This window comes from Aquimarina sp. AU119 (assembly GCF_900312735.1).
In the GTDB taxonomy this organism is placed as follows: domain Bacteria; phylum Bacteroidota; class Bacteroidia; order Flavobacteriales; family Flavobacteriaceae; genus Aquimarina; species Aquimarina algiphila.
On sequence record NZ_OMPF01000013.1, the window covers coordinates 226,839 to 241,555 of the forward strand.

Genomic DNA, 14,717 nt, shown 5'->3' on the forward strand with positions numbered 1-14,717 from the left:
AAAATATGACTATCAAGTCTGATAAATTGGAAAATTTAATACGCTCTAAAAAGAACGATATCAAACAAGGATTAGATTATTTCAAAAATTTCTTGACTAACGCAACATTTCTAAACAGCATTGGGGTTTTGGAAGGGAATGATTCTTATAATCAGATAGTTGAATTTATCAATGTTGACGAAATGTTTAATACGGATCAATTTAATTGCGAGGTAGATTCTTACAAATTTGAAAGAGAAAGACTTATCTCAAATATTTATTTACATAAAGAGAAGAACAAATTGTATGATGAGATCTTAAAATTAACTCCACAAGAATTTATCGAAAAAGATACGTACCAATTAAATAAATTAAGCGCAAATGAAATAGAAAGTATTCGTCTGAAATACTACCATGACAACGTATTCAATCTTTTAGTAGAATATGTAAATACTATTGAAAAAATAAGTTATGAATATGATTTAAAAAATATAGACAAAAAAATAAAAAATCGAGAATCAATACTCTATGACTCAAAAATAACCTTGTATAGCCCGCTATTGTTTAGACATGAAGAATGGGAGAAAATAATCTTAAATGATTTATTGCTTTCTAACTCAATAGAAGAAATGGAGCAAAAGAAAATAACATTTCTAGAAAACTTAATTGAGCTTGAAACTATCATCCCTTATGATTTTAAAAATCTCCCTCTTATTCATATCAACGAAACAAACTACTGGTTAAACCAGTGGAATGATGAGCAAAGTTTATTTATTTACCCAATATATTTTTGGCTTGGAAGAAAAAAATATTTTCTTGAATCCCTAGGTAGTAATAAATTAAAAAGGCTCTTTAATAAAGAGCTTATAATGAGGTACAATGATGCAAAGAAAATAGTAAAAAAATTAAAAGATCAACTTAGACGAGATAAAATAGAAGTTCGAGAAGAAAAGTACTTAAAGCCAATTACCCAAGGACTGACTTATTTGTTATCAAAAGAAAATTCTAGTTTTTCGAAAACAGAATTGCGCCAACTAGCAGAGAAATTAATAACTAATTTGTTTTATTCAAGTAATACAGAACCTGAAGACAATATCATTGATACATCTATCAAAATTAACAACATTGTTCTTGTTGAATTTATTCTTTTTCTAAGAGATCAAAAACAGTACCTAACAGATAAGAAAATTTCTATCCCAAGATTAATCAGTGATAATTTAAACTATAAATCTAAAGGTTATTCATATCAAAACTTAAATAAAATTTACAAGGCTGTTGAAACAAAAAAAGAATTTAAGTTTAATGGTCTTACTTCTGTTAAGGCGTTATTAAATGAGATGAAAATGAGAAATTATTAAATTAATTCGAACTAAAATTCATTTATTTAAATAATTTCAAGTCGTTAAAAATCAATTGTTTATAAGCGTGCCTGATTAGACTTTTCTAAAAATTATAATTCTCTAAAAGGCAACCTTAAAATAGATTAGCACTGTCGAATTAAAACAGTGTTAACATGAATAATCCAATATTATACGGTTTCACAAAAAAGGACTTAGAACATACTATTGAATTAGTAGTTAATCGTCTTAGAAAAACCGAACTTATCGATGAATCCTCTACCAATCCAGAAGAAGATCGTCTTACCCAAAAAGAAGCTGCAGAACTGCTGGGCGTTTCTGTTCAATGTCTAATTAAGTGGAAAAAGAAAAAACTAATCCCTTTTTATCAGATAGGTCGATCTGTATTCTATTCTAAAAAAGAACTCTTAGAACAAGCAAGAAAAAACACTAAGCTAGTCAAGGCAAGTCGAAGATAAAAAAAGCCTAAAAACAGCTTCCTACACTTCTTTTAGGCTTTAATCATCAATTATTAATTAGATGCAGTAAATATACTGTATTCTATAGAAATCAACACTATGGAAAACGAAACACCGTATATCCGCATAGGAACAACCTATTATAAAATTATTGAAATACCACTTATTTCTGGAGATACAATTTCTACGAGAACTAGATGGAATAGAGAAACTATTGTAGCTGACCATGGAAAAGAATACTTAGCGAACATACCTAAACTAGATGGTTTTTGCTGTATTCCTGATCACATTAATTACCAACAATATATTAAAGGGTTTTACAACACCTATCACGAATTACCTTATAAAATAGGTGAATATGGTAAAATAGAAGCTTCATTAGAATTTGTGAAACACATATTTGGAGAGCAATACGAACTTGGACTTGATTACTTAAGATTGCTTTTACTCAAACCAACTCAAATTGGCCCAATATTATGTTTAGTGAGTAAAGAACGAGGAACAGGTAAATCAACTTTTATAAAGTGGCTTAAAGCTATTTTCGGTTTAAATATGACCTACATAAAAGGAGATTCTTTTGCTTCGCAATTTAATGCCGATTGGGCTTCGAAACTAGTAATAGCGATTGATGAAGTTTTCTTTGACAAGAAAGAAATTACTGAAAGGTTAAAATATCTCTCAACTACTGACAAAGATAAGATTGAAGAAAAAGGAAAAGACCGAGTAGAAATTGAATTCTTTGGCAAATTTATTTTATGCTCAAACAATGAGGATAATTTCATTTTAATTGATTCTGATGAAATACGTTTTTGGGTCAGAAAAATTAAACCTTTTGAATCCGAAGACACAGAGTTCTTATCTAAATTAACAAAGGAAATCCCTGCCTTTTTGAGCTTCCTAAATGAAACTGATTTCACCACTCAAAAACAGTCTCGAATGTGGTTTACACCAGAACAGATAAAAACCAAAGCTTTAACTAAACTTATGTGGTTAAATAATAACAAGCTTGAAAAAGAATTAGTCTTATTCTTTTATGAAATATTTGATGCTACTGGAAACGATTATATACAAACTACTCCAAGAGAAATTAATGCAGGCTTGAATAAGCTTAAAAAGCGAAACTTTGAAGCTAATGAAATAAGAAAAATCCTTAAAAATACTTGGGATTTAAAACCTGCAGAAAACTCCAACGCTTATAAAGGTTTTGAATATACATCCTATGGCGAATTTGTCCAGATTGAACGTAAAGGAAGATACTATACCATAAATAAGGCTTTTGTTCTCAAACTTTTTGATGAATTGATGACAGATTAAGTTAAATCCTCATAAACAAAGAGATAACCCCTTTCATCAAACTGTCATCAATTTGTCATCAAAAATAAAAATGATGACCAGTAAAATTCAAGCTTGATGAATGATGAAAAAATGATGACACGCTTAAGCCTTGATATCATTAATCTCCAAACACTTTGTCATCAAATCATCAAAAAAATTAAAAAAGAGTTCCATTATGAAAACAACAAAACTAACGTGTGAAAAAGCCCGTAATATTTCCATCGTGCAAACACTTGGAAAATTAGGGCATTTTCCTAAACGAGAGACAGAGAAAGAAGCTTGGTTCCTTTCTCCTTTCAGGAAAGAAACCCAAGCCTCTTTCAAAGTATCTAAACAACTAAATCGATGGTATGATCACGGTGAAGGATTTGGTGGTAATGTAATTGATCTTATTATCAAATCTCAAAAATGCACAATCAAAGAAGCTTTATACTTTTTAAGCCAGGATCATTTTTTTTCTTTTCATCAGCGAACAGTTACCAAAAAGGAAGAAATCAAAAAAGATTATGAAATTTTAAAAGTAAAAAAACTCGAAAATCAAGCTTTATTAGAATATCTAACTTCTCGATCTATTGATTTGGAAATTGCGCAAAAGTACTGTCAGGAAATCTACTATAGAAATAATTACAAAAACTACTTCTCAATTTCATTTAAGAATGATCAAGATGGTTACGAACTACGTAACAAGTACTTTAAAGGATGCCTTGGAAAAAAAGCTGTAACAACTCTTGGAAATGATAGTGATTGCATTTGTGTTTTTGAAGGCTTTATGGATTTCTTGTCTTATAAAACCTTGTACAAGTTTGTCAAATTAGATGAAGACTACATCATATGTAATTCGACCTCATTAGTTAAAAGTATAACATCAAAACTTCAATATTACCATACAGTTTATGCTTGCTTAGACAACGACAACACAGGTAATAAAGCAACCTCATTTTTAAAAGAAAATCATAGTGGTGTTTTTGACTGTAGTATCCTTTACAAATCTCATAACGACATCAACGATTACCTAATAGGAAAATCTTAAAACTCAAAAAATGTTCTCCATAATCTTAAAATTAGCAAAGGCTTTATTCTTCATTTTTTTGATGATTTTACCTATTAGCTTTTTAGCTGCAGCACCACTATTTATTTTCATAAAATACTTTGATTTTTGCACGCATTTTGAAATAGATAGTATACCTGATGAAGTAATCCAATTAAGTAAGTTTCCTCTATTTCTGGCAATTGCTTTTTCTCTGAATCCAATACTAATTTTCTCCACAATAAAAATAATTGGAAAAGGAAACACGATCATAAGAAATGCATTTATAACAGGAATAATAGTATACCTAGAAATATTCTTTATTCCACTGTTCCAAACTCTCATCAAAGATGAATACCTGTTACCATATTCAATACTAGTAATTGATATATGTCTCTTGACTTTTTTACTGGTTCGATTCTTTATTAAACGGAATCGATAACCTGATATAGTAATACAAAGCGTAGTACTCACTACGCTTTGTTCCAAAGCTGCGTTCGCTTTTTTCCTTAAAAGAGGAAAAAAGAAAACCAATCTAACCGGATAAAAAAATATAAAAAATGAGCTACGCAATTTTAAGAATGCAAAAGGTGAAAGGTAATATGACTGGTATAGGTAAACACCTAGATCGTAGTTATGACGGTTCTGATTCTATTCCAGAAAATGCCAATATAGATAATGCAAAAAACAACATTCATTGGGATAAAAATGGTACTGCATATACCCAATCAGAATGGACTGCACACACCAAAGAAAACACCTTTTCTAAAAGAATAAATCAAGAGATTAAAGAGAGATATACTCAAGATAAAAAAATAAGAAAAGATGCTGTAAAATGTATTGAATACATAATGACATCAGATCATCAAAAGATGGTTGAAATTTTCTCTAACCAGGAAACTGCTCAAGAATGGATAAAAGACAATAAAGTGTTTTTAGAATCAATTTATGGAAAAGAAAATATTGTCAGCATTCATCTACATCTTGATGAACAAACCCCTCACCTACACGCAACTGTTACCCCTCTAACAGAAGACGGAAGATTATCCGCAAAGGATTATATCAACGGTAAAAAGGTCCTTAGAGAACAACAGACAAGGTATGCTGCAATTATGGAGAAATATGGAATGGAAAGAGGTGAAAAAGGCAGTACTGCTAAACATACTAGACCAAGAGCCTACAGAAAACAACAAATTGACAGAAACAGATAATTATGAAAAAACACTTAGACAATTTTTATGTTAAGTCAGGAGTATTTAACCACTATAAAATCCACAATCTAAATAGATCTTTAATTGCCATTGGAGGTGCAGGATCAGGAAAGACCTATTCTATAATCAATCCATTATTAGGGTATTGTATTCCTCGAAAAGGAGTACTAACATTTGATCCTAAAGGAGAACTTACACCACTTATCAATACCATTGCAAAAAAACATAATAAACCAATTATAAATTTTTCTTTAGATAATAATTATGATGTAATAAACCCTTTGACATTATGCGAAAACAAAAGTGATATTATTGAATTTAGCTCTTATTTTCTTAGTGGAATTGTAGGTATTCCCCAACAAGATAATGCTAAGTACTTTTTTAATGCTGCAAAATCTGTTCTGACAGGTGTTATAGTATATTTCAGAAATAAAAAACCTAAACTATGTACTATACCGCATATTATAGCACTCTTTTTATCAGCTAAACCAGAACAGATAACCTCTTTGCTGAATAGTGATGAAGAAGCTAAAAGAGCTTCACAAGTTCTAGTAAGTATTAATGAAGATAAAAAGCTGTTAGGCTCTGTTTTAAGCACGTTTACTGCATTTTTCGCTAGTCTTGACACTCCTTTACTATTTAGGAATTTAGTTAGTCACGAAAAACTTGACTTACCAAATAATCTTCAAAATCCAAATGTAATTAATCTAATATTCAACCTTTCAAAAAGGGACTTGTACACTCCTATCTACTCTAGTATTATAGGGATGATTATCAAGAAAATGAACATCCCTAATCAAGCAAAATCCGCCGTGATTATAGATGAATTTACGGTGTTATCGATTCCTAATTATAGTAATATTCCAGAAACTTCACGATCTAATGGTATTTCTAACTGTATCGCCATTCAAGATTTTTCACAACTAATTTCAAGATATGGCAAAGAAGAAGCAAGTAGTATCATTAGCAATATGGGATCACAGTTTCTATTCAGAACTACCAATCCTGAAACCTTAGAGCATTTCCAAAAAATGCTGGGAACGAGAGAAGTTGAAAACATATCGAACAACAACAGTACAGATTTAAGTTTCAAATACTCACAAAATAAAGGCATCCGAGATAAAAACATATTAAGCAATGAGCAAGTAATTAAATATAAGCCTGGACAATGTTTTGCCGTAATCGCAGATGGTAATAAACACTTTATAGAGAATAAAAGAATTACAGGAAATCATTATTTAAAAAACTATTCAAATAAATTCCCAATAAAGGAAACTTCTACTGATGAAAGAAGAGTATACAATCAGGTCTATGCAGAAATAAAAAGCTTATTAAAAAGACCTCAAATTGCTGCAACAGAGAAATTCAATATGTAACATAAATCATTAATAATCAAAAACAATCCTATATGAAATCAAAACTTATAATTGGACTTCTATTCATTTACAACTCCATTACTGCTCAGGTAGCAGAAAACGCAACCGCTATTCTTACAGATAAACTGGAAGAACAGTTTCAAGAATTTCAACGTTTAAGTGATCAGTTCAATGATGACCTAGCAAAAATTAAGGAATCTATCATTCTAAAAACAGCAAAGAAACATTCTTTTAGTGCCTTCGGAGGGTATACCGAAAATGGCTTTTCTATTTTAGGAAGCTATAATTTTTACAACAGTAGTAAATTAAGCAGACTCAATAATTTTATTGAACTAAGTATTCTGGCATCCTATATAAAAGAAGATCAGTCTAATTATGAAATACCTATACAGAATTACACACTCAATGCGGGTTATTTCACAAGAATACCAATGCTTAGCGGAACACTTCAAGAGGTTACAACTACAATTGGTTTAGGTGGACTTATAGGATATGAAAGTATTAATAGCGACAATCAAGATTTACCTAATGGTGCCTTAATTCTAGACGAAAGTAAATTTATTTATGGAGGCTTTGTTGGAATGAATGTAGATATATTCATCTCAGATCATTTTGATTTAACTGCGAAAAGTAATCTCTATTATCATCCTAACAGTGACATTGGCGAGACCAAAATCTTTATAGGAGCTGGACTAAAATATTCAATTTTAAAAAACTAAAACAATGAGAAACATAATTTTAATTCTAACAATCATAACAATAGCAATTAGCTGCGAACCTATTGAAGTTGAAATCAAGGACAATTTTAATTTCGATACAACTGTTCTTACCGAAAGTACAGGTAAAATAAATTCTGAAATACCTTTGTTGCTTACTATTAAACCTGATAGATTAATTCAAGGAATAAATTATTCATTCTCATTCGTATATAAAGAAGGAAGCGGAATATTATCATTAGCAAATCAAACATTACAGGCAAATCAAACCTATCCATTAGAAAACCTTTCTAATCAGCTAAAATTTAGAGGAGATTCTAAAGGAAAGTACCTAATTGATTTTACTATTGTAGATGATAACGCCAATGAAATCCTTCATACTGTTGAATATACTTTGTACGACGATAATGATTTTAACTTCAATGTAGAAGCACAAAATTTAAGTGTTTTCTACTCTCAAGAAATTCCTTTTCAATTTAATCTTACAGAAATTGATAATGGTTCTCCAGAAGTATCGAGGTATACGTTGAGATATGAAACCAACAATCTACAAACTACCTTTCTACATAATGAGATCGAATATGGCCCAGGAGATATAATCGATAATATTTCTTTAGGTGAGTTTAGAGCAATACTCAAAAGTCCAGAACCTGGTACAAGTTCTATTTCATTTTTTGCAACTTCCTCATTAGGAATAACCAAAAGTGTTGCATATCAAATTGAGTTCAAACCAATAGACTTTGATCTTAACGTTTCTTTCGAAAATGAAAATCCTACTAAAGTGGAATACACCATTGTAAATTTTTCTATTGACGAAGTATTTGAATCTAATGAAAATTATGAGATTAGGTATTCATCAGATAATAATTCGTACAAGTTATTTGAAGGATATCATTGCAGTACTAATATAAATCTTGAAGGCACCACCATAACGATTCCTAAGCAATTCTCTTTCCTTTTCTCTGGTTGTAATAACATATACGATGATGAGATAACATTTACATTTTTTGTAAAAAACAGTACTATAGAAAAAGAGTTCTCAAAAACAGTTTCTATTAAACCATTCGATTTTGAATTCAGCATTACTCCTGATATTACTACTACAGATCTAGAAAATATTAATAAAACTTCAAGATTGCTAATTGATTACGCAGTATTCTTAGATGATGACGAATTTTCTGTCAATAATTATTATATGAAAGTGACTTCCAGTTTAGGATCCGGTACAATCGGATACTTCTCAGATTCATATGGTAATGGTTCTGAATTTCAATTGATACACAGAAATACTTTTTTCTCTTTCACTAGTGGAGTTAGTGGTGAAGCTACTCTAATATTTGAACTTGTTGCAAAAGATAGTGGTCTTACTAAAATCAAAACAATGAATGTACGGTTTGTAGATTGAAAATATATACCATCAAATAAATAACAAAAATGATCGCAAAATTCTTAAACTCGCTAGAAGCTATCTTAATACCGATGTTGATTTTATTAATTGCATTTGTTGTCGATGCAGGAGTTCTTTTCTATAGAGTATTGCCAATAGATATGAATAAAGATTTGAAATTGTTCGCAGCTATAATGCTCGGTATTGCTGTAGCTTTTCCTTTGCTTCTCACAAGCGTAAATTCTAAGCTATTGAAACAAAAATATAATATAGGTTTTCCAGAGATATTTGGATTCTGCAGTTTCTTTATGACACTTTTATTTTTTGATGTTTTTTCAGAACAGGTTAAATCATTCAATTGGTATTTAACAACAGTTTTTATGTGCCTTCTTTTAGGACTGATTGATTATTTATATGCGCATCTTTTCGTAAAAAAGCATAATCAAATCAATGAATCCGAAAGACAAAAAATACACTATCTAGAATTACAACAGGAAAGCATTAGTATTCATCATGACCTAAAAAAGTCTAATGAAGTCCTAGAGAAGTACCGCAAGGAACTAAACGAGACTAGAACAGGACTTAAAGAAGCCATCGAGAGACTACAGCAGGCTAACGAGAAGCTAACCTGTCCTCATTGTAATGAATTACAGAAATCTGTTAGTGCTTATCGAAACCACATAGGAGCTTGTAAGCATAACCCAAAAAATAGTAGCTCGCTAAATGGAAAAATGAAAATTAATACTATAAAATAATGAATCGTTCAAAGCCATCTTATCTTGATCAGCTTCGCAAAATTACGTTAAGGGGGCATACGCGCCCACTTACCTTAAATCTTTGCTCGCTTCTCTACCCTAAGTTGGTTTTGAACTTAACAACTAAAAATTAAAAAAATGGACAAACACTTATATTTCTTTTACAACCCATTAAACAACACTATCAAAATTGGAAGGTCGGATAATCCTGATCAAAGGTTAAAATCAATTAAATATATGTCAGGAGTTACTAAGCTTAAATGTATTTTAATTTATAAGTACCGTGGTGATTTAGAACCATATCTTCATAATTTGTTTTCTCAATATAGAACAATTGGAGAATGGTTTAAATATGAGTCTGTTTTGAAATCTTACATAGAATATTTATTGAAATATGACAAACAAATAAAAGAACATGATTTAGCTTATATAGCAATATCAAGTGATGTCTATTTTCATTTACGCAAACTCTATCAAAATAAATCATTGACATTTAACCAAGTAAAAAGAGAAATAAGACCTCAATATGAGAGTTTTAATAAAATTTATCATAATCTTTTAATTTCAAAAAAAAATCAAGAAAAAAGTGCTTATTCTCTCTGGCAATGTATTAGAAAAAGAAACATACATGTTACAACTAGAGATAAAAACACCAAATACTCCTCTGGAGATGATTATTTTATTGATTTTAATGATAATGAATATTCGTTGCTAACTCATTACCTGTAGAATCTAAGAATTTAATTCAAAGAAAGTCAAATAATTTACCATTCATTTCATAGTATTAGTTTTGGTAGATTTTGGGGCTGCGCGCTTCGCTTACTAAAAAAAATAACAAGATGTATTGGAAAGAAAAACTTAGAAATCAATCAAAAGAAGAATTGATTGACAGAATATCCTCTTTGATCACAAAAACAGAAAATCAAGCAAAACAATTGAAACAAAAAGACGATGCTATAAATAACTATAGACTAAAAGTAAAATCCTATGAATTAAAATTAGTCAAGGCTTTACCTAACAATAAAAAAGAGAGTATAAAACTCAATCAACACGAAGCTCTATTACGTGATTACAGATTAGAAATAAGTGATTTAAAAGATGAGATTGATTCTTGGAAGGAACGATACCTCAGTTGCTTAGAGAAGTTAAAAAGCAATGACTTATCTACATAAAGGGTGTTTTGCCCCTTTTTTTAACCGATTGATTTTCACTACATTTATGAATACAAATCATTTTTCTTTTATTCTAAAGTTTCAATTATGGAGAACACTTTATTTAATGTCTCGGGCAGGATAATCAATAACTCTGGGGATGGTCTAAAAAACTTAATAATTGTTTTCTATGATACTGATAGAAAAATAGATTTTCTCAAAAACTATAAGAAAAATATTTTTGATTTTTTGGAAGAAAAAGGATCCGAGAGACTTGGTTCAACATATTCTAAAGATGATGGCTCTTTTGAATTTACTTATGAATATGAAGATTTTGCTCCGCAAAAAGAAGAAAAAAGACCTGACATAGTTTTAGTAATTCTTTCACCTGAAGAAAAAGGAAAGAAATTAACAGAACGAATACTTTATTATTCTGAATATATTATTCATAATGGTGGGCGAAATGAAGCACTTTTAATACAATTAAATAATCCAGCTTCAGCTTCCTTAAATAATCCTAAAGAAAATAAATCACCCGCTTTATACTCTTATCTAAAACAAATTAAAGAAGAGAAAAAAGAATTTTCAAATAAGGTTACTCCACTAGTTATAGATAATGTGAAAAAGAAAAAAGAGTTGTTAAAAGACTCTTTAATTGATAAAACTTTTTTGACCACCTTACCAAAGTCTCTAATAAAAGGAGAACTTTTTCTGAAAAACAAATCAGATGTCCAGGGTAAGATGGAAGATATTATAACAAGAGCTAATAATAAATATCAAGCCTTAGAACCAGTAAGCCTTGATAAATATAAATTCTCTCTTTCTAAAGAAGACATTGCCAAACTAGATATAGATGGAGATGCTTTGAATGATGGAGAAATTATCGAAATACCTTACAGCAAATATTGTGGTTTATTAAATGAAAAAACCGGTGGTAAAAATCTTATTAAGAAAAGTTCAATTGATGAATTAATAGGTAAAATACTCGAAGAACCTATTCAAGACACCCCAAAAGATCCTCCTCCAATAATAATGGATATTAATCCACCAGAAGTCGGCACAGATAATTCGGATAAATTTATATCAACTCAATTAAAAAATATTTATGGGATTCATCAAAACGGACTAAACAATGGAAACCACCACGAAAGTATCAAGACGGATATAAAGTTGTTTAAGCAATTAGATAGTGCTGCTGATCAGAAAGCTTATCACGATTTTCATCACTTACAAGTGGCCTTTGAAAGTGTTTGGTTCGAAGCTTTTGATGGAAAAGTAAAGAGTGATATTTCAAAGTTATATGATTATGCAGTAGAAGTTCTTCATGAGTATTATGATCCCAACTTAAATTCCAACGATATTAAGAAGGAAATTTCTAAAATTGAAGCAATGCTTGAATCTGAACTAACAGATTATAGAAGTGTTCTAACAGAAATTGGGAAAGTAGCAAATATGGTTGGTGACAGCATTCCTGTTCCAAGTGATTTGTATTTATTAAACATTCACAATGTGGAAGATTTATGGAAGAAGCTTTCTTTCTCCCAACAGAATACAATTATACAAATGTTCAACAATTATGTTTCTAATGAACAATACTTTAACCTAAATGATTCTCAAAAAAGAACATATCTCAAAGAAATTCTATATTCTAAGGTTGAGGAAATAGGAAAAAATATACGAATTGAAGGTTGGGAGGATAGAGAAGGTCAAGTATTATATAATTTTTGGTGTCCAACATGTAATCATTTTGACGAATATAAAAGAGATTTTATTCATCAGGTTATAAAGCGTCAAGAAGGTATAGATATTGAGAATTTAATTTTTAAAGGAAGATTCGATATTGATCCAGGTGGAGACAATCATGATCAAGATGTTGTAATTGATTTTACACCGTTTGTTTTGGGCGATCAGAAATCTTATAGTGAAGATTTTAAGTCAAATGTAAAAAATATATTGAATAGTCCTAATGCAAAGATTTCTAGAGTTGAAAATATAATTCAGCAACTTAACGAACGCCTTTTAGAACCATATTCATTCCATGTTTTTGCTCCAGATTCTGTTAATTATGGTATACTTACAACCTATAGACAAGAATGGATACCAGAAAATTGGCAAGTTGGAGATTTAGTTTCAACCATTCCATTAGCTCCTGGTGAAAAAAGGAAGTTTAACAAAAAACTAAAGGTTAAAAAAACACGCGCACAAAAAGAAGTTGAAAAATCTCTTTATAGTCGATCCGATGAATCATCCTATATTTCAAAAGCCCATAACGAGATTGTTCAAAAAGCTCAGACAGCCAATAATTTTAATATGACTGTTAACGGTAACTTCGGTTTTAGTGTAGGCGTTTTTAATGGTGGCGGAAGTACAGCAACAACATTTCAAAACAACCAAAGTATTGAGTCTACTAAGACGAAAAAATCTATTCGAGAATCTACAATTAAGGCATCACATCAATATAAAAACGAAAGGAATATTGAAGTCTCAACAACAGATGAAACTGATTTCGAAGAAAGTTCTTCAGGTGAAATCTCAAACCCAAATAATGAAATTACAGTTACTTATTTATTCTATGAATTAGAACGCCAATATCGTATTTCTGAATCACTTCATAAACTGACTCCTGTCATAATGGTTGCCTTTGATGTTCCAGCACCTCATCAAGTAGATGAAGATTGGCTATTAACCCACGAGTGGATTTTAAGGCGCATTCTATTGGATGATTCCTTTAATGAAGCGTTTGACTACCTAAGAGAAGGTATTGTGGGGGATCAGATAAATTATGAAGCAGCAAAAGGCAGCTACAACGATCAAAAAGAAATCGTAAAAGAGATTTCTGGAAATGTAGAAAGTCTATCGTTACTAAAAGCTTCCCTTCAGGAACAACTTAATAAAACAAGAGAAAGAAAAAATATTGTAGAATTTAATAATAGAAGAAAATCAACATTTGACGCATTCACTACATTCACTGGAGCTATAACAGGAGCTTGGCCCATTATTGAAGGAATCAAAGGAGAAACTAATGGATATGACCCTGAATATTATAAAGCAGAAATGGATGCTTATGAAACAAGGTTGAATATGACCAAAGAAGAACTAGCTTCTGTCGTTAATGAATTAGAAAGAGAATCAAATACTTTGGAGAAGGCTAAGAATTTAATGATGAGCTTAACACAAAAAGTGCAAACTAAGCGAAATCTGATTAATCAACTACGTATTCATGTCAAGCAAAATATATTATACTATATGCAAGGTATATGGGAAATGGAACCACCTGATCAGAGGTTTTTTAGGTTATATGATAAACCCGCAAAAATGTCTATCTCTGATACAGTTACTTTAAAAAAGATACCCAATGAACCTCAATATATTAGATCAGGGAATCTCTGGCTTCCATTCAATCTATTATCTGACCTGTCCGTTGCAGCAGAAATGCCACCTCCAGATCAAGTAGATCCAGGCAGAAAACTTCATGAAGTAGCTGATCTAGATAATCTTCTAGGTTTCAAGGGAAATTTTGCAATCTTTCCATTAAAAGAATGTACTTACATTACTGATTATATGATGCGAGATTATGTTAATGATTTCCTTGGTCTTGTTGATCCACATGATATGGGTACACATACTATTAGAGACCTTAGAAAAGCTCATAAGATTGCCTTGAATAAAGGGAAAGATGAACTTGCTGAAAAAATAGCTGAATTAATTACTGCAAAACTTTCTGATCCTCAAGTGGACGATGAATTAGTTGTTGTACCTACAGGACAATTGTTCATCGAAGCATTACCTGGAAAGCATGCTTTATTAGAAGACTTTAAATTAAAACATAGAGCTATGGATGTGCTTAAGGTACAAGAGGAAGTTAGAGAGGCGCAAATTGAGAATTTGAGGAAATCTGCTAGGGTTTTGGATGATAAACTTGATGATCCTGATATTGATAAAATTATAAAAATTGATTAGAGTT

General features: G+C 30.5%; 13 protein-coding genes. 12 read left to right on the forward strand and 1 reads right to left on the reverse strand.

Features of this window, described 5'->3' with window-relative positions; all coding sequences use genetic code 11:
- The first annotated feature begins 5 nt into the window (after nt 1–5).
- The 4 genes from DK442_RS09535 to DK442_RS09550 all read left to right on the forward strand — a co-directional run bounded on the left by DK442_RS09535 (nt 6) and on the right by DK442_RS09550 (nt 4,160).
- The gene (locus tag DK442_RS09535) at nt 6–1,337 is read left to right on the forward strand and encodes a hypothetical protein (RefSeq protein ID WP_109435630.1); all 1,332 of its coding nucleotides are present in this window, start codon (nt 6–8) and stop codon (nt 1,335–1,337) included.
- A gap of 155 nt (nt 1,338–1,492) precedes the next feature.
- The gene (locus DK442_RS09540) at nt 1,493–1,795 is read left to right on the forward strand and encodes a helix-turn-helix domain-containing protein (RefSeq protein ID WP_109435631.1); all 303 of its coding nucleotides are present in this window, start codon (nt 1,493–1,495) and stop codon (nt 1,793–1,795) included.
- 99 nt (nt 1,796–1,894) lie between these two features.
- A complete protein-coding gene (locus DK442_RS09545; RefSeq protein ID WP_109435632.1) occupies nt 1,895–3,109 on the forward strand; it encodes a primase-helicase family protein in 1,215 nt (404 codons plus the stop codon).
- Nucleotides 3,110–3,305: 196 nt separating this feature from the next.
- Nucleotides 3,306–4,160 carry a toprim domain-containing protein gene (locus DK442_RS09550; protein ID WP_109435633.1) on the forward strand — a complete coding sequence of 285 codons (855 nt, stop codon included), beginning with the start codon at nt 3,306–3,308 and terminating at the stop codon, nt 4,158–4,160.
- Between the two features lie 3 nt (nt 4,161–4,163).
- On the opposite strand, the gene DK442_RS28155 is transcribed toward DK442_RS09550, so the two are convergent.
- Nucleotides 4,164–4,502 carry a hypothetical protein gene (locus DK442_RS28155; RefSeq protein WP_160114106.1) on the reverse strand — a complete coding sequence of 113 codons (339 nt, stop codon included), beginning with the start codon at nt 4,500–4,502 and terminating at the stop codon, nt 4,164–4,166.
- 215 nt (nt 4,503–4,717) lie between these two features.
- Between DK442_RS28155 and mobV the strand changes: the two genes are divergently transcribed.
- The 8 genes from mobV (at nt 4,718) to DK442_RS09595 (ending at nt 14,713) form a co-directional block, all read left to right on the forward strand.
- Nucleotides 4,718–5,368, forward strand: coding sequence for a MobV family relaxase (gene mobV, locus DK442_RS09560; RefSeq protein WP_109435635.1), 651 nt, complete (start codon nt 4,718–4,720; stop codon nt 5,366–5,368).
- Between the two features lie 2 nt (nt 5,369–5,370).
- Nucleotides 5,371–6,744, forward strand: coding sequence for a type IV secretory system conjugative DNA transfer family protein (locus DK442_RS09565; protein WP_109435636.1), 1,374 nt, complete (start codon nt 5,371–5,373; stop codon nt 6,742–6,744).
- Between the two features lie 32 nt (nt 6,745–6,776).
- On the forward strand, nt 6,777–7,463 hold the full coding sequence (locus DK442_RS09570) for a conjugal transfer protein TraO (RefSeq protein WP_109435637.1): 687 nt from the start codon (nt 6,777–6,779) through the stop codon (nt 7,461–7,463).
- A 4-nt stretch (nt 7,464–7,467) separates the two neighbouring features.
- Nucleotides 7,468–8,865: a TraQ conjugal transfer family protein gene (locus DK442_RS09575; RefSeq protein WP_109435638.1), complete on the forward strand. Its 1,398-nt coding sequence runs from the start codon at nt 7,468–7,470 to the stop codon at nt 8,863–8,865.
- A 29-nt stretch (nt 8,866–8,894) separates the two neighbouring features.
- Nucleotides 8,895–9,602: a hypothetical protein gene (locus DK442_RS09580; RefSeq protein WP_109435639.1), complete on the forward strand. Its 708-nt coding sequence runs from the start codon at nt 8,895–8,897 to the stop codon at nt 9,600–9,602.
- Between the two features lie 138 nt (nt 9,603–9,740).
- Nucleotides 9,741–10,331: a GIY-YIG nuclease family protein gene (locus tag DK442_RS09585; RefSeq protein WP_109435640.1), complete on the forward strand. Its 591-nt coding sequence runs from the start codon at nt 9,741–9,743 to the stop codon at nt 10,329–10,331.
- 110 nt (nt 10,332–10,441) lie between these two features.
- Entirely contained in the window at nt 10,442–10,774 is a 333-nt protein-coding gene (locus DK442_RS09590; protein WP_109435641.1) for a hypothetical protein, read from the forward strand.
- Nucleotides 10,775–10,861: 87 nt separating this feature from the next.
- Entirely contained in the window at nt 10,862–14,713 is a 3,852-nt protein-coding gene (locus DK442_RS09595; protein ID WP_109435642.1) for a hypothetical protein, read from the forward strand.
- The last annotated feature ends 4 nt before the right edge of the window (nt 14,714–14,717 follow it).

What these genes read in the sequence shown, in the direction of transcription:
- DK442_RS09535 (WP_109435630.1), top strand. Translation starts at nt 6, where the DNA reads ATGACTATCAAGTCTGATAAATTGGAAAATTTAATACGCTCTAAAAAG.
- DK442_RS09590 (WP_109435641.1), top strand. Translation starts at nt 10,442, where the DNA reads ATGTATTGGAAAGAAAAACTTAGAAATCAATCAAAAGAAGAATTGATT.
- DK442_RS09550 (WP_109435633.1), top strand. Translation starts at nt 3,306, where the DNA reads ATGAAAACAACAAAACTAACGTGTGAAAAAGCCCGTAATATTTCCATC.
- mobV (WP_109435635.1), top strand. Translation starts at nt 4,718, where the DNA reads ATGAGCTACGCAATTTTAAGAATGCAAAAGGTGAAAGGTAATATGACT.
- DK442_RS09585 (WP_109435640.1), top strand. Translation starts at nt 9,741, where the DNA reads ATGGACAAACACTTATATTTCTTTTACAACCCATTAAACAACACTATC.
- DK442_RS09570 (WP_109435637.1), top strand. Translation starts at nt 6,777, where the DNA reads ATGAAATCAAAACTTATAATTGGACTTCTATTCATTTACAACTCCATT.
- DK442_RS09545 (WP_109435632.1), top strand. Translation starts at nt 1,895, where the DNA reads ATGGAAAACGAAACACCGTATATCCGCATAGGAACAACCTATTATAAA.
- DK442_RS09565 (WP_109435636.1), top strand. Translation starts at nt 5,371, where the DNA reads ATGAAAAAACACTTAGACAATTTTTATGTTAAGTCAGGAGTATTTAAC.
- DK442_RS09575 (WP_109435638.1), top strand. Translation starts at nt 7,468, where the DNA reads ATGAGAAACATAATTTTAATTCTAACAATCATAACAATAGCAATTAGC.
- DK442_RS09595 (WP_109435642.1), top strand. Translation starts at nt 10,862, where the DNA reads ATGGAGAACACTTTATTTAATGTCTCGGGCAGGATAATCAATAACTCT.
- DK442_RS09580 (WP_109435639.1), top strand. Translation starts at nt 8,895, where the DNA reads ATGATCGCAAAATTCTTAAACTCGCTAGAAGCTATCTTAATACCGATG.
- DK442_RS09540 (WP_109435631.1), top strand. Translation starts at nt 1,493, where the DNA reads ATGAATAATCCAATATTATACGGTTTCACAAAAAAGGACTTAGAACAT.
- DK442_RS28155 (WP_160114106.1), bottom strand. Translation starts at nt 4,502, where the DNA reads ATGAGAGTTTGGAACAGTGGAATAAAGAATATTTCTAGGTATACTATT.